We start from the raw sequence: 16,657 nt of genomic DNA on the forward strand, positions 1-16,657 counted from the left end.
GAGTGCGCTACCGTTGAACGAGGAGGATATCGCCGCATCTGTCCCAGTCCAGTGCTCCAGTTCGCACCTGGTGGCGTGGATCGGATATCCTCGTCTGGCTGGCCGGTTGTCCCGGCATGCCCTCCGCCCGACGACCATCAGCGGACAGGGCTACATCGACTGTTTTAAGGAGCGATACCGTGGCTTCCGTCTGCGATGTCTGCCGCAAGGGCCCGATCTTCGGCAACAACGTTTCCCACTCCCACCGCCGCACCCGTCGCCGCTGGAACCCCAACATCCAGACGGTTCGCGCGGTCGTCGGCGGCACGCCGAAGAAGCTGAACGTGTGCACCTCGTGCATCAAGGCGGGCAAGGTCACCCGCTAGTACCGATCTTCGCGAAAGCCCGCCGCTCCCGGCCGAGCGGCGGGCTTTCGTCATGCCCGAGGAGCGACGGGCGATCAGCGCCACCGCCAGGCGTGGTCCACCGGGCCGATGCCGTCGCCGAGCGGGAAACCCAGCCGGATCGCCCCCGTGACGTACTCCTTGGCCTTGCCCACCGCCCCCGGCACGTCCTCGCCCATCGCGAGGTGGGAGGCGATCGCCGAGGCGAGCGTGCAGCCCGTGCCGTGGGTGTGGCGGTTGTCGAGCCGCTCGGCCGTGAAGCGGTACTCGCGGACGCCGTCGGTCAGCAGGTCCACCGGCTCGCCGGGCAGGTGCCCGCCCTTGATGAGCGCCCAGGCGGGGCCCAGCTCCAGCACCGCGTCGGCGGCCCGCCGCATGCCGTCCTCGTCCTCGACCTTGACCGAGGTGAGCTGCTCGACCTCCCACAGGTTCGGCGTGACGACGGTGGCGACGGGCAGCAGCCGCGTGCGCATCGTCTCGACGGCCTCGGGCGCGAGCAGGGAGTCGCCGTGCTTGGACACGCCCACGGGATCGACCACGACCGGCGCCTCGTACGCGCCGAGCGTCACGGCCACGACCTCGACCAGCTCGGGTGAGGCGAGCATGCCGGTCTTGACGGCCTGCGCACCGATGTCGCCCAGCACGGAGTCGAGCTGGGCGCGCACGGCCTCGGCGGGCAGCTCCCAGTAGCCCTGGACGCCGACGGAGTTCTGGGCCGTCACGGCGGCGATCACGCTCATGCCGTGGACACCCAGGGCCAGCATGGTCTTGAGATCGGCCTGGATGCCCGCGCCGCCGCCGGAGTCGGATCCGGCGACGGTCAATACACGCGGAGGGGTCGTAACGGTCATGCCCCCATCCAACCATTCCACCGTCCGCGCCCTCCGCGGCCGGCAGGGCGCTCCGGGAGGGGCGACAGCAGGAGGCGGGCGACCCTTGCGCCGCCCGCCCTGGTGACGTCAGTCGACGGCGCAGTCCCCGCCCACGAGGCCGCAGTTCCGCGGCTCGGTGGCACGGCCCGTGGCGGTGAAGGTGATCTCGGTCGAGTCGCCCTCGTCCAGCGAGTCCGGCAGGTCGATGATCAGCAGATCGCCGTCCTGCGTCCACTCCGCGCCCGTCATGTTCAGCACGCGCCCCTTCACCGGCACCGACACCGTGAGGGACTTGAGCGCCTGCGGCGAGGCGTTGGCCACGTCCAGGTGGGCCGTGTAGCCGGTCAGCCGCTGGCTGACCACGCTGAAGCCGAGGCTGACCGAGCCGCCGCCCATGGGCGCCGCCGTCTCGGTGGCCGGCGCCGTCGGCGCCGGGTTGCCCGAAGTGTTGTCCGCGGGGTCCGTGACCGTGATCGTGGCGACCTCCGACGGAATGGTCGTCTCGGTCGCCTGGAAGCTCGTCGGCAGCGGCTCCTCGGTGGCCCTGGCCGGCTTCTTGGTCTTGGTGGGCTTCGGCTGAGGCGAGGCGGTCCGGCGCGGGACGCGGGTGCCGGTCGTGGCCTGCGGACCGGGAGTCCCGGTGGGCTGCGCCGTCTTGCCCGTGGGCTCCTCCGTCGGCTCCCCGGTCTCGTCCTCCGCCGGCTCGGTGTCCTCCTCGACGGGCTGGGAGCCTTGCGGGCCGGACTGGTTGGTCGGCTGTACGGCGACGCAGCCGTCGCCGGGGCAGCCGGACGGCTGCGACCCTCCGCTCATCAGCTTCACGCCCGCCACGGTGCCGCCCAGCACGACGGCCACGGCCGCCACGGAGAGCAGCGCGAGGCGGCCCCGGCCCTTGGCCGGCGGCTCGGCGAACGGGTCGGCGTCGCCGGACGGGGACTTGCGGCGCCCGCGGCGGCGCGGCTCGGGCTCACCGTCCCGCCCGCCGTCACGCTCCCCGTCACGGCCCCTGCCGCGCTCGGGATCGCGTTCTCCGGCGGGCTCGTCGTCGCCGGACCAGCCGGAGCCGAGGAACCCGTTGTCGGGCCGCTCCGACCACTCAGGGCCCTGCAGGTCCATCATGGTCGGGCTGCCGTACACCTTGACGTCGCCGGGCGCGGGCGGACCGCCCGCCGGAGGCTGGAGCGCCTGCGTCTGCCCGGACGCGTCCCGGTCCTGCCCGAACACCTGCGTGGCGTCGGCCCCGGCCGGTCGCCGGCCCGCGGCTCCGAACGGGTCCGCGGGCCCGAACCCGTGCGGCGCCCCAGGTGCGGTCGCGTGCGGGTCGGCGGGCCCGAACGCCTGCGGGCCCGAAGGAGCGTCGCCCCCGAACACGTTGGGACTGGACGGACGATCGCCGCCGAACCCATGCGGACCCGAAGGAGCGTCGCCCCCGAACACGTTGGGACTGGACGGACGGTCACCGCCGAACCCATGCGGACCCGAAGGAGCGTCACCCCCGAACACGTTGGGGCTCGACGGACGATCGCCGCCGAAGTCCTGCGGCATGCCGAAGGTCTGTGTGCTGTCTCCGACCTCGCCGCGTGCGGGCGCGTCCCAGACCCCGGGCTCGTCCCAGTTCGGAGGCCGTACGAAGGCACCCGTCGTCTCGAACGGCTGCTCCGCGGCCGGTCCCGGGCCGGCCGCGCCCCGCGGGGGCGGCCGCAGGGCTCCGGTGGTCTCGAACGGATCGTTCTCCGGGCGGCGGACGGCGGGGCCGGGCTCCTGCTTGGGCATCGGCGCCCACTGACCCGTCACCCCCACCTGGTCCGGCGGCTCCGGCCAGCCTGGCGGCTCGGCCTGCTGGTCGTCGGAGTCCCAGAAGGAGCTCCTGGCGGTCGGATCCGGCGCGGCGGCCCAATGCGCGGCACGGTCGGTCAGTCCGAAGTCCTCGTCCTGAGAGTCGTCGGACCTGCCGTTCCCCCGTTCGCTCGCGTCGTCGGATCCACCTGTGCCGTGGCGGCCCATGGCTGCCCTTTCTTGCCGGTTACAGTGGCCGCCAATCTTCATAACACCTTCGCTACGACTTTGTCCCAGTATTCCCGTGAGTCACATCTCATATTGGGGAAATATCCCGCAAAACGGGACATCATGTCACTGAAAGTGATCCCAGCCACCCTGTCCGACGGCACGTCCCCGTACGGTCACGCCTTCGCCGGCCACGACGGCCCCCACGACACGCCACGCCGACCCGAGCCGTGCCTCGGCCGGGAACACGGCCGCGAGCGCGTGGTCCTCACCGCCCGTGAGCACCCAGTCGAGAGGATCGGCCCCGAGCTCCTCGGCGGCGGCGGCCACCGGCTTCCCCACCACGAGGGCGTCCGGGTCCACCTCCACCCGCACCCCGCCGGCCCGGGCGATGTGCCCGAGGTCCTGCAGCAGCCCGTCGCTCACGTCCAGCATCGCGGTGGCGCCCAGCCGCGCCGCCTCCGGCCCCTGCTCGTACGGCGGGCACGGCCGCCGGTGCGCCTCCACCGCCTCGAACAGCGCCCCCGCCTCCCGCGGGACGTCACGACCGGCCTCCAGGAGAGCGAGACCCGCCGCGGCGTGGCCGAGCCGCCCCGCCACGGCCACCACCTGGCCGGGACGCGCCCCGGACCTGGTCACCGGGGCCCGTCCGCCCAGGTCGCCGAGCGCGGTCACCCCGAGCACCACCAGGTCGCTGCGGGCGATGTCGCCCCCGGCCACGCTCGCCCCCACGACCGCGCACTCGTCGCGGAACCCGTCGGTCAGCGCGTCGAGCCAGCTGACCGGCAGATCCGCCGGCATGCCCAGCCCGACCACGAGAGACGTCGGAACCGCGCCCATGGCGGCCACGTCGGCGAGGTTCTGGGCCGCCGCCTTCCGGCCCACGTCATAGCCGCTGGACCAATCGCGCCGGAAGTGCCTACCCTCAATCAAGAGGTCCGTTGACACCACGACGCGCCCGTCCGGCGCACCGACCATCGCGGCATCATCGCCCGGTCCGAGTAGAACAGTGGCTCCTTGCGGTAGACGTCCGGAAATACGCCTTACCGCTCCGAATTCGCCGAGATCTCCGACTCTGATGACACACCTCCTGACCCACACAGGGTACGGTGGCCCTTCGGCGTGATCCAATCGCCCGGGAGGACGTAATGGTGCAGGCCTACATCCTTATTCAGACCGAAGTCGGCAAGGCGGCGAGCGTGGCTGGCGAGATCTCCGGCATCCCCGGAGTCACGCAGGCCGAGGACGTGACGGGACCGTACGATGTGATCGTGCGCGCGGAGGCCCGCAACGTCGATGAGCTGGGCAAACTCGTCGTGGCCCAGATCCAGGGCGTCGAGGGGATCACACGGACCCTGACATGCCCGATCGTGCACATCTGAGGTAGATCTTTCCGGGAGAACTCGCCGTCCATGCGTGCCGCCGCCATAGCGCCGCTGCTGCTCGCGCTCGCCGCGTGCGGGGCCGTCCAGGTCGAGCCGCCCACCCCGCAGGGCGAGGCGGCCTCGGCCTGCCAACGGTTGTCCGGGGTCCTGCCCCGCACGCTGGACGGCGCCGCACGCGGCACGTCCGTCCCCGAGTCGCCGTACGTGGCCGTCTGGGGTGAAGGGGAGATCGCGCTGCGCTGCGGCGTGCCGCGACCGGCCCGGATGGCGCCGACCGACCAACTCCAGGAGATCGACGGGGTCGGCTGGTTCGCCGACCCCGACAAGCCCACCCTCTACACGGCCGTCGCGGCCCCGCTGTACGTGGAGGTGACGATCGCCGGGACGCACGTGGCCCCCCAGGTGCTCGCCGACCTCTCGGACCCGATCGGCCAGGTCACGCCGAAGCCCTGAGCGGGTCAGCGCAATCCGGCCGGACGGTTCAGGGCGAGCTGGACGAGCCGGTCCACCAGCTCCGGATAGCTCATCCCGGAGGCGGCCCACAGCTGCGGCGCCACCGACAGCGACGTGAACCCCGGCATCGTGTTGATCTCGTTGAAGACGATCCGGCCCTCGGGCGTGTAGAAGAAGTCCACCCGCGCGAGCCCCTCGCACTCCAGCGCCTCGAACGCCCGCACGGCCATCGCCCGCAGCTCCTCCGCCACCTCGCCCGGCAGGTCGGCGGGCACGGTCAGCGACATCTGGTCGGGGTAGTACTTGGCCTCGAAGTCGAAGAACTCCTGGCCGCCCTCGACCCGCACCTCGCCGGGCAGCGACGCCCGCGACGGCTCGTCGCCGAGCGACTGGAGCACCGCGCACTCGATCTCGCGCCCCTCGACCGCCGCCTCGACCAGCACCTTGGGGTCGTGCCGCCGGGCCGTCTCCACCGCCTCGGCCAGCGTCGCCCGGTCGTGCGCCTTGGAGATGCCCTGCGACGAGCCGGCCCGCGCCGGCTTGACGAACACCGGCCAGCCGAGCAGCTCCTCGGCCTCCTTCAGCACCCGCTCCCGGTCGAGCCGCCAGTCGCGGTCGCGCACCACCACGTACCGCCCGACCGGCAGCCCGGCCGCGGCCATGACGGTCTTCATGTACGCCTTGTCCATGCCGACGGCGCTGGCCAGGACCCCGGAGCCGACGTACCGCACGCCGGCCATCTCCAGCAGCCCCTGGATCGTGCCGTCCTCGGCGAACGGCCCGTGCATCACCGGGAACACCACGTCCACCGTGCCCAGCTCGACCGGGATGCTGCCCGGGTCGTAGGCCACGAGCGAGCCCTGCCCAGGCGGCACGGCGAGCGCGGCGCCTGAGGTGTCGACGCTGGGCAGCTCTCCCTCCTCGATGGCGAACCGCTGGCCGGCCGCGGCGAGCACCCACCTGCCGTCCTGGGCGATCCCCACCGGGATCACCTCGTACTTGTCCTTGTCGATCGCCTCCAGCACGCTGCCCGCGCCCATCAGGGACACGGCGTGCTCGGAATTACGACCCCCGAAAACGACGGCGACACGTGGCTTGCTCATGACGTCCGAATCTACCGGCGTGTCCGCACCACAGCGAGCCAAGCACGCCGGTGTTGTCCGCAATGGTCAGACCCCATAACGCTCAGGCTTCGGCGAACGGGACATCAGCAGCATGCCCGCCTCGCTGGGCGACATGCCGTCGTGGACGACGCCCACGACCACCTCGGTGATCGGCATCTCGACGTCGTGCTTCCTGGCCAGCTCCAGCACCGACTCGCACGACTTGACGCCCTCGGCGGTCTGCTTGGTGGCGGCCACGACCTCCTCCAGCGTCATGCCGCGGCCCAGGCGCTCGCCGAACGTGCGGTTGCGCGACAGCGGCGAGGTGCAGGTCGCCACCAGGTCGCCCATGCCGGCCAGCCCGGCGAACGTGTGCGGGTCGGCCCCGAGCGCGGCACCCAGCCGCGAGATCTCCGCCAGCCCCCGGGTCATCAGCATCGCGGCGACGTTGTCGCCCATGCCCATGCCCACCGCGACGCCGACGGCCAGCGCGATGACGTTCTTGACCGCGCCGCCCAGCTCCACGCCCACCACGTCGGTGTTGGTGTAGGGGCGGAACCACGGCGGCAGGTGGCAGGCGCTCTGCAGGCGCGCGGCCACGCTCTCGTCGCTGCACGCCACGACGGTGGCGGCGGGCTGACGCTGGACGATCTCCTTGGCGAGGTTGGGGCCCGAGACGACCGCCACCCGCTCCTCGGGGACGCCCGCCACCTCGCGGATCACCTCGCTCATCCGCTTGGTGGTGCCCAGCTCGACACCCTTCATCAGGCTGACCAGCACCGCGTCCGGCGGGATGTGCGCGCGCCAGGCGGCCAGGTTGGTCCGCAGCGTCTGCGACGGCACGGCCAGGACCACGAAGTCGGCCCCGTCCAGTGCCTCGGCCGGGTCGGTCGTCGCGCGCAGCGAGGCGGGCAGCGTCACGTCCGGCAGGTAGTCGGGGTTGGTGTGGGTACGGTCGATCGCCTCGACCAGCTCCGGCCGCCGCCCCCACAGCGTGGTCCCGTTGCCCGCCTCGGCCAGGATCATGGCGAACGTGGTGCCCCACGAGCCGGTGCCGAACACCGCCGCCTTCGTCATCGGGTCACCGTCCGGCCGGGTCGTAGGGAGTTTCGGGCGCCTTCTCGCCGCGCAGCTCGGCGAGCTGCACGGTGATCGCCGCCATGATGTCGGCGGTCGCGTCGCGCAGCACCTGCCCCTGCGGCGGCTTGCCGGAGTACCGCGACAGGTCCACCGGCGGCCCCACCGACACGCGGAACGTCTTGCGCGGGAACAGCCTGGGCCTCTTCTCCCCGTACGGCAGCAGCTCCTGCGCCCCCCAGTGGGCCACGGGGATCACCGGGGCGCCGCTCGCCAGGGCCAGCCGGGCGGCGCCGGTCTTGCCCACCATCGGCCACAGGCCGGGGTCGCGGGTGCAGGTGCCCTCGGGGTAGAAGAAGATCGCACCGCCGTCGCGCAGCCGCTGCTCCGAGGCCTCCAGCGACCTGGCCGCCTCGCTGCTGCCCCGCTCGACGGGGATCGCGCACAAGGAGCGCACGGCGTGGCCGAGCAGCGGCACCCGGAACAGTGCCGCCTTGGCCAGGATGACCGGCCAGCGCCCGTTGTTGTACAGGAAATGGGACAGCAGCACGGGGTCGGACCACGACAGGTGGTTGGCGGCGATGATGACACCGCCCGCACGCGGGATCCGCTCCCCATGGCGCCAGTCATGCCTGACCAGGAGCAGCGACAGTGGCTTCACGATCACCACGGCCAGGGTCTCCCAGAAACGCGATGGTCGCGTGAGGCGCCTCATGCTCTCCTCCAACCCTCCAACACGAACGTATCGCGCCCCAAGTCTCCCGGTTGGCCGCGTGGGATGTCGAGGCGCGATGCTTAACCCTATGAGCAACCGCTGGTCACTGGTCGTCCCGGTGAAGACGCTGGTCGCGGCGAAGACGCGGCTGGCCGCCGCGACCGGTCCGCATCGTACGCGGCTGGCCGTCGCCGTGGCCTGTGACACCGTGTCGGCCGCGCTGGCCTGCCCGGCCGTGGCCCGGGTGATCGTCGTGACCGCCGACCCCGCCGCCGCCGGGCCGCTCGCCGCGCTGGGCGCGGACGTGGTGCACGACCCCGACCGCGGGCTCAACACCGCGCTGCGCACGGGCGCCGCCCATGCGGTACGCCTGGCCCCCGGTGATCCCGTGGGTGCGCTGCAGGCGGACCTGCCCGCGCTGCGGCCCGCGGAGCTGGCCGTGGTGCTGGCCGCCGCGGCGGAGTTCGACCAGGCGTTCGTGCCGGACGCGCTGGACGTGGGGACCACCTTCTACGGCGTGCGGGCCGGGCTGCCGTTCACGCCCCGCTTCGGCGGGGAGTCGCGGGCCAGGCACCTGGCGGGCGGGGCCAAGGAGCTGTGCCTCGACGGCGTCGACTCGGTGCGGCGCGACGTGGACACCCCCGACGACCTGCGCGCGGCCGTCAGGCTGGGTCTCGGTCCGCACACCGCGGCCGTGGTGGCGGAGCTGTGGCCGTCCTGAGCCGGGGCGCGGTGACGACCGCCAGGTGGGAGAGGCCGAGCGCGGCGACGCCCGTGGCGAACACCGCGTAACCGCCCGCCCGCTCCCCCAGAGCTCCGCCGAGCAGCCCGCCCAGCGGCACGGCGCCCCACATGAGGAAGCGCATGGCGGCGTTGACGCGGCCCAGCAGGTGCCCGGGGGTGACGCGCTGCCGGTGGCTGAGCTGGGCGACGCCGAAGACCGAACTGGCCGCGCCGAACAGCGCCCCGGCCGCGGGCAGGAACGCCAGGCGCCACCCGGGCCCGGTGCCCAGCGCGGGCAGGTAGAGCACCGTGGCCAGCGCCGCCGAGCCGTACAGGGTGGCGCCCGTGCCGAAGCGGGCGGTCAGCCGCGGCACCAGCGCCGCGCCGGCCAGCGCCCCGCAGGCGGAGGCTGACAGCAGCAGTCCGTACGCGCCCGGCCCGACCCCGAGCTCCTTGACCAGGTAGAGCGGGAAGCCGACCGAGCAGACGCTGTTGGCCGCCATGGCCAGCGCCCCGCCGGCGGCGACGCGGCGCAGCACCGGCTCACGGGCGACGAAGGCCAGGCCCTCGGCCATCTCCCGGCGCAGCCGCCGCCGTTCCCGCCGTACCGGCCGCTCCTCGGCCCGTACGCGGGACAGGAGCAGCGCGGAGGCGAGGTAGCTGGCGGAGTCGGCGAGCAGGGCGACGGGCGCGGTCAGGGCGTTGACGAGCCAGCCGCCCACGCCGGGGCCGGCCAGGAGGGAGACGTTGCGGGTGACCTCCAGGGCGCCGTTGCCGCGTTCGAGCCGGTCCTCGGGCACGACGGCGGGCAGCAGGCTCATGTGGGCCACGTCGAAGAACACCGTGCCGAACCCGACGACCAGCGCCACCGCGTAGAGCTGCGGCAGGGTGAGGACGCCCGCCCAGGCCGCGAGCGGGACCGTGGCCAGCGCCAGGCCGCGCACGAGGTCGGACCAGACCAGGATGGGCCGCCGGCGCACGCGGTCCACCCAGACGCCGGCCGGGAGCCCCACGAGGAGGAAGGCGACCATCTGGGCGGCGGCGAGCAGCCCCAGCTCCAGGGCGCCGGCGTCCAGGGTGAGGACGGCGGCCAGGGGCAGGGCGACGGTGGTGACCTGGGTGCCCATCTGGGTCACCGCGTTCGCCCAGACGAAGCGCTGGAAGTCAGGGTTCGACCGCATAGGTGGAAATAGTTCCGTTCGGCGGCCCGAGCAAACGGAATAGGCTGGTACGCGTGCAGGCCACGGTGCGTACCTTCGACGAGGTCACCCGCTCCGGCACGGTCTTCCTCGACGACGGGACCGTGCTGCCCTTCGCGACGCACGCCTTCGACGCGGGCCCGCTGCTGCTGCTCCGCTCGGGTCAGCGGGTGCGGCTGGCGATGACGGACGGGGAGATCAGCTACGTCACGCTGTCCACGTTCCCCGTGCCCGAGCCTCCCGGGTGAGGAGGTCCGGGCAAAGGAACGCCCGGCCCCCGAGACGGGGACCGGGCGGGTGGGACGTCGTTACTTCTTCTTCGCGGCCTTCTTGCCGCCGGCGTTCACCAGCTCCTTGAAGTCCGACCCCGGCCGGAACTTCGGCCCCCAGCTCTCCTGGACCTTGATCTCGGCGCCGGTCGACGGGTTCCTGGCCGAACGCGCCGGCTTGTGGACCATCTCGAAGGCACCGAAGCCGGTGATCGAGACCTTGTCCCCACCGGCCACGGCCTTCTGGACGACGTCGATGATCGCGTTGACCGCCTCGGTCGCCGTCTTCCGGTCGCCGACCCGTTCTACTATGGCGTCAACGAGCTCTCGCTTGTTCATGTAAGTTGTGCTCCCCCCGTTACGGCTCGGGGTTCCAGCTAACGAAGTTCGACGTAGAAACCCCTTACACTCCCGAAACTAGGCCGGATTGCGGGCGAACTCAATCACCCGGCGTGCTTTCGGGTGCGCGTGGCGTGTCGGAATCGCCGTCCAGGGAGGCCAGAAGAAGATCCAGGCGGGCCGCGGCCCGTACCGGATCGCGCTTCGCGAGGTCGCAGATCGTCAGATATCTGCGCGCCAGCCGCTCTTTCCGGTCGGCGGGAAGCCCGGCCAGCACGGCGTTGACGCGGCGGTGCGCCTCGCGCAACCGCCGCGCCAGCTCGTCGTCCTCTAGACGGTCGTCGGCAGCCATGGCTGCCGCTCATTCTCGTACGCCGTCACGTCCTCCGCGTGCCGCAGGGTCAGGCCGATGTCGTCGAGCCCCTCCATGAGCCGCCAGCGGGTGTAGTCGTCGATCTCGAAGCCGACGGCCTCGCCCGCCCAGCGGACCTCGCGGCCGTCCAGGTCGACCGTCACCTGGAGCGTCGGGTCGGCCTCCACCGCGGCCTGGAGCTCCTCCACCTTGTCGCCCGGCAGGATGACCGGCAGCAGGCCCATCTTGGTGGAGTTGTTGCGGAAGATGTCGCCGAACCGGGCGGCGATCACGACGCGGAAGCCGTACTGCTGGAGCGCCCATACGGCGTGCTCGCGCGAGGAGCCGGTGCCGAAGTCGGGCCCGGAGACGAGGATCGAGGCGCCCTGGTAGGCGGGGTCGTTGAGGACGAAGCCGGGGTCCTCGCGCCAGGCGGCGAACAGGCCGTTCTCGAAGCCGGTGCGGCTGACCTGCTTGAGCCAGACGGCCGGGATGATCTGGTCGGTGTCGACGTTGCTGCGGCGCAGCGGCACCGCCGTACCGGTGTGGGTGGTGAACGCGTCCATGGTCGGGATCTCCTAGAGGTCGGCGGGAGCCGTCAGGCGGCCGGTGACGGCGGTCGCGGCGGCGACCTGCGGCGACACCAGATGGGTGCGGCCACCCTTGCCCTGGCGGCCCTCGAAGTTGCGGTTGGAGGTCGAGGCGCTGCGCTCGCCCGGCTGGAGCGTGTCGGGGTTCATGCCGAGGCACATGGAGCAGCCGGCCTCGCGCCACTCGGCGCCGGCGGCCTTGAACACCTCGTGCAGCCCCTCCTGCTCTGCCTGCAGCTTGACCAGCATCGAGCCGGGCACGATGAGGGTGCGCGTCCTCACCTGCCGGCCGCGCAGGATCTCGGCGGCCGAGCGGAGGTCCTCGATGCGGCCGTTGGTGCAGGAGCCGACGAACACGGTGTCGACCTCGATCTCGCGCAGCGGCGTGCCGGCGGTCAGCCCCATGTACTCCAGGGCGCGCTCGGCGGCGGAGCGCTCGATCGGGTCGGCGAAGCCCGCCGGGTCCGGGACGGACGCGTCCAGGGGCAGACCCTGGCCGGGGTTCGTGCCCCAGGTGACGTACGGCGTGAGCGTCGAGGCGTCGATCTCGACGACCTTGTCGAACTCGGCGTCGTCGTCGGTGCGCAGCGACGTCCAGTACTCGACCGCCTGGTCCCACTGCTCGCCCGAGGGGGCGTGCGGGCGGCCCTGGAGGTAGGCGAACGTGGTCTCGTCCGGGGCGATCAGGCCCGCGCGGGCGCCGGCCTCGATGGACATGTTGCACACCGTCATCCGGCCCTCCATGGAGAGCTTGCGGATGGCCTCGCCGCGGTACTCGACGATGTAGCCCTGGCCGCCGCCGGTGCCGATCTTGGCGATGATGGCCAGGATCAGGTCCTTGGCGGTGACGCCGACGGGCAGCTCGCCGGAGACCTCGATGGCCATGGTCTTGGGCCGGTAGGCGGGCAGGGTCTGCGTGGCCAGCACGTGCTCGACCTCGGAGGTGCCGATGCCGAACGCGATGCCGCCGAACGCGCCGTGCGTGGAGGTGTGCGAGTCGCCGCAGACGATCGTCATGCCGGGCTGCGTCAGGCCGAACTGCGGGCCGATGATGTGCACCACGCCCTGGCCGGCGTCGCCCATGGGGTGCAGCCGGATGCCGAACTCGGCGGCGTTCTTGCGCAGCGTCTCGACCTGGGTCTTCGACACCGGGTCGGCGATGGGGCCGAGCACCGTGGGGACGTTGTGGTCCTCGGTGGCGATGGTGAGGTCGGGCCTGCGCACCTTGCGCCCGGCGAGCCGGAGCCCGTCGAACGCCTGCGGGCTGGTCACCTCGTGGATGAGGTGCAGGTCGATATAGAGCAGGTCGGGCTCGCCGTCGGCGCGGCGCACGACATGCTGCTCCCAGACCTTCTCCGCCAGTGTGCGGCCCATGATCTCCTCCTGGTCAAGGCGATGCTCCGCCTGCTTGTGGCGATGCTCCGCATCGCAGCTCGGTCGCTCCTCAGTCCAGAGACCGGCGCTCCCTCGCCTGCTTGTGGCGATGCTCCGCATCGCGGCTCGGTCGCTCACGTCCGGTCTCTTCCCTCGTCGCTCCGGTCGCTTCGCTCCCTTCGCTCCTCAGTCCAGAGACCGGCGCTCCCTCGCCTGATGGCTTCGCTCCGACTTGCCTTCTCATATGTCGAGACGGCAGTATCGGCCTATGGACAACTCTAGCGGAGTCGGAGTACTCGACAAGGCCGTTCTTGTGCTCAATGCCCTCGAAGCCGGCCCGGCGTCGCTGGCGCAGCTCGTTCAGGCCACCGGATTGGCCCGCCCCACCGCGCATCGGCTCGCCGTCGCGCTCGAACACCACCGCATTGTGAGCCGTGACACACAGGGCAGGTTCGTCCTGGGTCCGCGTCTCTCGGAGTTGTCCACGGCCGCCGGCGAGGACCGGCTGCTCGCGGTGGCCTCGCCGGTGCTGATGCACCTGCGGGATCTGACGGGCGAGAGCGCGCAGCTCTATCGCCGCCAGGGTGACGAACGCGTGTGCGTGGCCGCCGCCGAACGCTCCAGCGGCCTGCGTGACACCGTGCCCGTGGGATCGGCGCTGCCCATGACGGCGGGCTCGGCGGCGCAGATCCTGCTGGCCTGGGAGGAGCCGGACCGGCTGCACCGCGGCCTGCGCGGCGCCAAGTTCACCGCGGCGACGCTCGCGTCGGTGCGACGCCGGGGCTGGGCGCACAGCGTGGGCGAGCGCGAGCAGGGCGTGGCGAGCGTTTCTGCGCCCATAAGGGGCAGCGGCGGCAAGGTCATCGCCGCGGTGTCGGTCTCGGGCCCCATCGAGCGGCTCACCCGGGCCCCCGGGCGGTTGCACGCCGTACCCGTGATGGCCGCCGCCGAGCGGATCACCGAATCGATGCGCCGCACGTCATGATCAGCAAAAGCACGCATTTGGGGGGCCGAGTGCGCCGCTGGCGCACTAGCCTGAGTGCGTGACAGATCGCATCGAGGTAGCCGCCACTGAGCTGCGACCCCTGCTCGAAGAGTTCATCATGTGGGCACGTGTCAACGCGCCCGACAGCGACCCCGAGCTCGTCGGGCCCGCCGCCCTGTGGCACCGTCTCGCCTTCTCCAGCGACCTCGGCACGTGGAAGCGCCCTGACCTGCGCAACCTCCTGCTGGACCGCATGCCGAAGGTCGTGGAGGACCCCGACGCCGCGGCCGACGGGATGCTGCCGGCCGTGGACGCCTACCTCACCTTCCTCTCCGAGACCGGGAGGCTGACCCAGGGCTCCGACACCCTGGACGGCCTGCGGGAGGAGCTCGACGACGTCGAGGACGAGTTCGTCGAGCTCATGGAGGAGCTCCTCGACGACTCCGAGGGCGGGGACGAGGACGAGGAGGAGACCAGCGATCTGGGAGACTTCGAGCCGTTCGCCGACGAGCTCGCCGCCCTGCCCACGATCCGGCTGCGGCCCGACTCCGAGCTGGCCGCCGCCGCCCGCGAGGTGCCGCTGATCGCCAAGGCCCGCGACCTGGCCCTGTGGGTCGGCTCGGGCCGCCGCGTCGGCGAGGACACCCTGCTGTCCGACGCCGAGGTCGAGGAGGCGCTGGCCGCCGTCGGCCTGGCCAGGCCGGAGACCGACGGCTCGCTCGCCGAGGCCGTCCCCCAGCTCTGGAACGTCTGGAACCTCGCCGTCGACCTGGAGTTCCTCGAGCCGGGCGAGGGCAACACGGTGGCGGTCCAGGACGACACGTCCGAGTGGCCGTTCGACGACGACGAGGACGTGCTCGACGCCTGGATGCTCGGCCTCCACTCGGTCGACTACGGCGACCCGGAGCTGCCCGACGACGACCTGACCATGGCCCTGTCGGGGCTCACCCGGGGCGTGCTGGTGCGGCTGCTGCTGGCCGGCGGCGCGCGCGAGCTCGACGGCCTGCGCCAGGAGCTGGCCGAGGCCGCGGCCGACCTGGACGAGCTGGGCTCCGACGCGTGGGAGGCGGCGGGCGACCCGCTGGCCCCGGCGATCGACTGGCTGACCGGCTACGGCATGGTCGCCCTCGACGCCGCCGAGGGCGCCGGCGGCACGCTCAGCCTGACGGCGCTCGGCACCGAGGGCGTCATCCACCTGGTGGACGACGCCGACGTCGAGATCGACGCGCGGCCCGCCATCGAGTCCATGAGCGCCCACGAGCTGCTCGCGCTCAGCGCCGAGCTGCCCGAGGAGGAGGCCGACGCCGAGTTCGCCGCGTGGATGCGGCTGCGAGAGCCGGCCAAGGCGGCCGAGGAGCTGCTCGACGCGGCGGCCGAGGACGAGAGCGACGCGCTCATCCGGGTCCAGGCCGCCAGCGTCGTGGGCACGCTCGGCGAGGCCGCGATCCCGGCCTGGGAGGCCGCGCTCAAGGAGCCGTCGCTGCGGCCGTACGCGGCCACGCACCTGAGCCAGCTGGAGATCGAGGGGGCGCCCGAGCCGACCGAGGACGACACCCACTGGCTGATCCTGGACATGTGGACCATCTCCGCCGGGCTCGGGCGGTCGGAGTTCGTCAGCAGCCTGCGCGACATCGGGCCGGAGCTGCTGAACAACCTCCTGGAAGTGATCTGGAAGATCCCGCACTCCCACGTGGAGGAGCTGCTGGACCTGATCTCCCAGGTGCATCCGGACAAGCAGGTCGCCAAGGCGGCCCGGCGGGCGCTGTTCAAGGCCCGCTCCAACGCCTCCTAGCCGCCGTGCCCGGGACCGCTGCCTGCGGTCCCGGGCCACAGCGCTCATCCGTCCGCGCGGCTGTCAGTCGAGGACACGCCTCCAGAACGGCACCCGCCGCTCGCCATGGGCCATCACCGGAACCGTGGCCGGCTGCAGGCTACTGCCCGACGCGAAAACGCCCCGGCGCTGAGGCGCTCGGGGCGTGAACGAGAAAGAACGTAGTCCCGACCGGATTCGAACCGGCGCTACCGCCTTGAGAGGGCGGCGTCCTGGGCCACTAGACGACGGGACCTTCGCTGACTTGTGTGACTGTGGTAGTCCCGACCGGATTCGAACCGGCGCTACCGCCTTGAGAGGGCGGCGTCCTGGGCCACTAGACGACGGGACCATGTCCCACAAGTGATCCGCCGGGCTGCCCCGGCGACGGACGTAACTCTACCGCACCCCGGAGACCACAACCAAACCGCGATCACGCGCCGGTAGATCGCGGCATGGGTCCCGGTCCGCGCCCGCCCCGGGCCGCCGGCGCCGGTCGCCCAGCAGTCCGCGGCGGTACGCCTCCGCCACGGCCTCGCGGCTGGCCGCTCCCCCGGCGACCAGCCGCAGCACCTCCAGCCCCCTCCGGGGGGCCTCAGCGTGCCGCCGGCGGCCCTGCGAACCCGCTCGGGCAGCCGCGTCGAGCGGCCCGATCAGCGGGACGAGGCCCTGGGCGACCGTGTCGTGGATCTCACCGGCCATCCGCTGCCGCTCGTCGAGCACGCCGGCGTGCCTGGCCTGGCGAAGGAGGCGGGCGTGCGGGTCGGCGTTCTCGGCCATGGCGGTACGCAACTCGCCGATCAGCCGGCGATCGCTACCCATGGGCCCACCGCGGCGGCGTACCGGCGGATCGCCGCGATCCTCGGCAGTCTGGTGAAATGAAAAACGGACGCCTCGTTTTCCGAGACATCCGCTGCTCACTGCTGGGGTACCAGGACTCGAACCTAGACTAACTGAACCAGAATCAGTCGTGCTGCCAATTACACCATACCCCACCGCTCCGAGCCCCGGGGGGCGCGTTCGG

The 16,657-nt window shown here is 72.2% G+C and carries 19 protein-coding genes and 3 tRNA genes; 7 read left to right on the forward strand and 15 right to left on the reverse strand.

The annotated features are described in order from the left end of the window. Window positions 1-179 precede the first annotated feature (179 nt). Window positions 180-365 (forward strand): 50S ribosomal protein L28, encoded by a 186-nt coding sequence (rpmB, locus tag ACIBG4_RS39470; RefSeq protein WP_253772968.1) that lies wholly within the window; start codon window positions 180-182, stop codon window positions 363-365. 74 nt (window positions 366-439) lie between these two features. On the opposite strand, the gene thiD is transcribed toward rpmB, so the two are convergent. From thiD to ACIBG4_RS39485, 3 genes are all read right to left on the reverse strand, one after another. Beyond that, a complete protein-coding gene (thiD, locus tag ACIBG4_RS39475; RefSeq protein WP_397207405.1) occupies window positions 440-1,234 on the reverse strand; it encodes a bifunctional hydroxymethylpyrimidine kinase/phosphomethylpyrimidine kinase in 795 nt (264 codons plus the stop codon). Window positions 1,235-1,342: 108 nt separating this feature from the next. Further along, a complete protein-coding gene (locus ACIBG4_RS39480; protein WP_397207407.1) occupies window positions 1,343-3,259 on the reverse strand; it encodes a hypothetical protein in 1,917 nt (638 codons plus the stop codon). A 126-nt stretch (window positions 3,260-3,385) separates the two neighbouring features. Continuing rightward, window positions 3,386-4,360, reverse strand: coding sequence for a thiamine-phosphate kinase (locus tag ACIBG4_RS39485; RefSeq protein WP_397207409.1), 975 nt, complete (start codon window positions 4,358-4,360; stop codon window positions 3,386-3,388). A 47-nt stretch (window positions 4,361-4,407) separates the two neighbouring features. Here ACIBG4_RS39485 and ACIBG4_RS39490 point away from each other — a divergent pair, with 47 nt between their 5' ends. Both ACIBG4_RS39490 and ACIBG4_RS39495 read left to right on the forward strand, forming a co-directional pair. Next, window positions 4,408-4,641, forward strand: coding sequence for an Lrp/AsnC ligand binding domain-containing protein (locus tag ACIBG4_RS39490; protein ID WP_310708796.1), 234 nt, complete (start codon window positions 4,408-4,410; stop codon window positions 4,639-4,641). Between the two features lie 30 nt (window positions 4,642-4,671). Next, entirely contained in the window at window positions 4,672-5,097 is a 426-nt protein-coding gene (locus ACIBG4_RS39495; protein ID WP_310708795.1) for a DUF3515 domain-containing protein, read from the forward strand. A gap of 5 nt (window positions 5,098-5,102) precedes the next feature. Here ACIBG4_RS39495 and ACIBG4_RS39500 read toward each other — a convergent pair whose 3' ends face one another. The 3 genes from ACIBG4_RS39500 to ACIBG4_RS39510 form a co-directional block, all read right to left on the reverse strand. Continuing rightward, window positions 5,103-6,200, reverse strand: a complete 1,098-nt coding sequence (locus ACIBG4_RS39500) for a D-alanine--D-alanine ligase family protein (RefSeq protein ID WP_310708794.1) — start codon at window positions 6,198-6,200, stop codon at window positions 5,103-5,105. Window positions 6,201-6,266: 66 nt separating this feature from the next. Further along, complete coding sequence (locus ACIBG4_RS39505) at window positions 6,267-7,277, reverse strand: NAD(P)H-dependent glycerol-3-phosphate dehydrogenase (RefSeq protein WP_397207412.1); 1,011 nt, start codon at window positions 7,275-7,277, stop codon at window positions 6,267-6,269. A 4-nt stretch (window positions 7,278-7,281) separates the two neighbouring features. Next, entirely contained in the window at window positions 7,282-7,992 is a 711-nt protein-coding gene (locus ACIBG4_RS39510; protein ID WP_355448537.1) for a lysophospholipid acyltransferase family protein, read from the reverse strand. An 88-nt stretch (window positions 7,993-8,080) separates the two neighbouring features. Between ACIBG4_RS39510 and cofC the strand changes: the two genes are divergently transcribed. Further along, on the forward strand, window positions 8,081-8,713 hold the full coding sequence (gene cofC, locus ACIBG4_RS39515) for a 2-phospho-L-lactate guanylyltransferase (protein ID WP_397207414.1): 633 nt from the start codon (window positions 8,081-8,083) through the stop codon (window positions 8,711-8,713). Here the strand turns inward: cofC and ACIBG4_RS39520 are convergent. Continuing rightward, window positions 8,655-9,896, reverse strand: coding sequence for an MFS transporter (locus tag ACIBG4_RS39520; RefSeq protein WP_397207416.1), 1,242 nt, complete (start codon window positions 9,894-9,896; stop codon window positions 8,655-8,657). The genes cofC and ACIBG4_RS39520 overlap by 59 nt on opposite strands. Before the next feature lie 53 nt (window positions 9,897-9,949). Between ACIBG4_RS39520 and ACIBG4_RS39525 the strand changes: the two genes are divergently transcribed. Next, a complete protein-coding gene (locus ACIBG4_RS39525) occupies window positions 9,950-10,162 on the forward strand; it encodes a hypothetical protein (RefSeq protein WP_310708788.1) in 213 nt (70 codons plus the stop codon). A gap of 60 nt (window positions 10,163-10,222) precedes the next feature. On the opposite strand, the gene ACIBG4_RS39530 is transcribed toward ACIBG4_RS39525, so the two are convergent. The 4 genes from ACIBG4_RS39530 to leuC all read right to left on the reverse strand — a co-directional run bounded on the left by ACIBG4_RS39530 (window position 10,223) and on the right by leuC (window position 12,838). After that, a complete protein-coding gene (locus tag ACIBG4_RS39530; protein ID WP_310708787.1) occupies window positions 10,223-10,522 on the reverse strand; it encodes an HU family DNA-binding protein in 300 nt (99 codons plus the stop codon). Window positions 10,523-10,622: 100 nt separating this feature from the next. Further along, on the reverse strand, window positions 10,623-10,874 hold the full coding sequence (locus tag ACIBG4_RS39535; protein ID WP_355448550.1) for a hypothetical protein: 252 nt from the start codon (window positions 10,872-10,874) through the stop codon (window positions 10,623-10,625). Further along, complete coding sequence (leuD, locus tag ACIBG4_RS39540) at window positions 10,853-11,440, reverse strand: 3-isopropylmalate dehydratase small subunit (RefSeq protein ID WP_310708785.1); 588 nt, start codon at window positions 11,438-11,440, stop codon at window positions 10,853-10,855. Before leuD ends, ACIBG4_RS39535 begins: the two co-directional genes overlap by 22 nt. A gap of 12 nt (window positions 11,441-11,452) precedes the next feature. After that, a complete protein-coding gene (leuC, locus tag ACIBG4_RS39545; RefSeq protein WP_355448555.1) occupies window positions 11,453-12,838 on the reverse strand; it encodes a 3-isopropylmalate dehydratase large subunit in 1,386 nt (461 codons plus the stop codon). A 268-nt stretch (window positions 12,839-13,106) separates the two neighbouring features. Between leuC and ACIBG4_RS39550 the strand changes: the two genes are divergently transcribed. Continuing rightward, window positions 13,107-13,823, forward strand: coding sequence for an IclR family transcriptional regulator (locus tag ACIBG4_RS39550; RefSeq protein ID WP_310708783.1), 717 nt, complete (start codon window positions 13,107-13,109; stop codon window positions 13,821-13,823). 58 nt (window positions 13,824-13,881) lie between these two features. Then, a complete protein-coding gene (locus ACIBG4_RS39555; RefSeq protein ID WP_355448558.1) occupies window positions 13,882-15,615 on the forward strand; it encodes a hypothetical protein in 1,734 nt (577 codons plus the stop codon). Between the two features lie 201 nt (window positions 15,616-15,816). Here the strand turns inward: ACIBG4_RS39555 and ACIBG4_RS39560 are convergent. From ACIBG4_RS39560 to ACIBG4_RS39575, 4 genes are all read right to left on the reverse strand, one after another. Further along, window positions 15,817-15,889 (reverse strand) — tRNA-Glu (locus tag ACIBG4_RS39560). 20 nt (window positions 15,890-15,909) lie between these two features. Beyond that, window positions 15,910-15,985: transfer RNA gene (locus tag ACIBG4_RS39565), tRNA-Glu, on the reverse strand. A 47-nt stretch (window positions 15,986-16,032) separates the two neighbouring features. Continuing rightward, a complete protein-coding gene (locus ACIBG4_RS39570) occupies window positions 16,033-16,455 on the reverse strand; it encodes a histidine kinase (RefSeq protein ID WP_397207420.1) in 423 nt (140 codons plus the stop codon). A gap of 101 nt (window positions 16,456-16,556) precedes the next feature. After that, window positions 16,557-16,628 (reverse strand) — tRNA-Gln (locus ACIBG4_RS39575). Window positions 16,629-16,657: the final 29 nt, after the last annotated feature.

The organism is Nonomuraea sp. NPDC050383, assembly GCF_044459125.1.
Taxonomy (GTDB): domain Bacteria; phylum Actinomycetota; class Actinomycetes; order Streptosporangiales; family Streptosporangiaceae; genus Nonomuraea.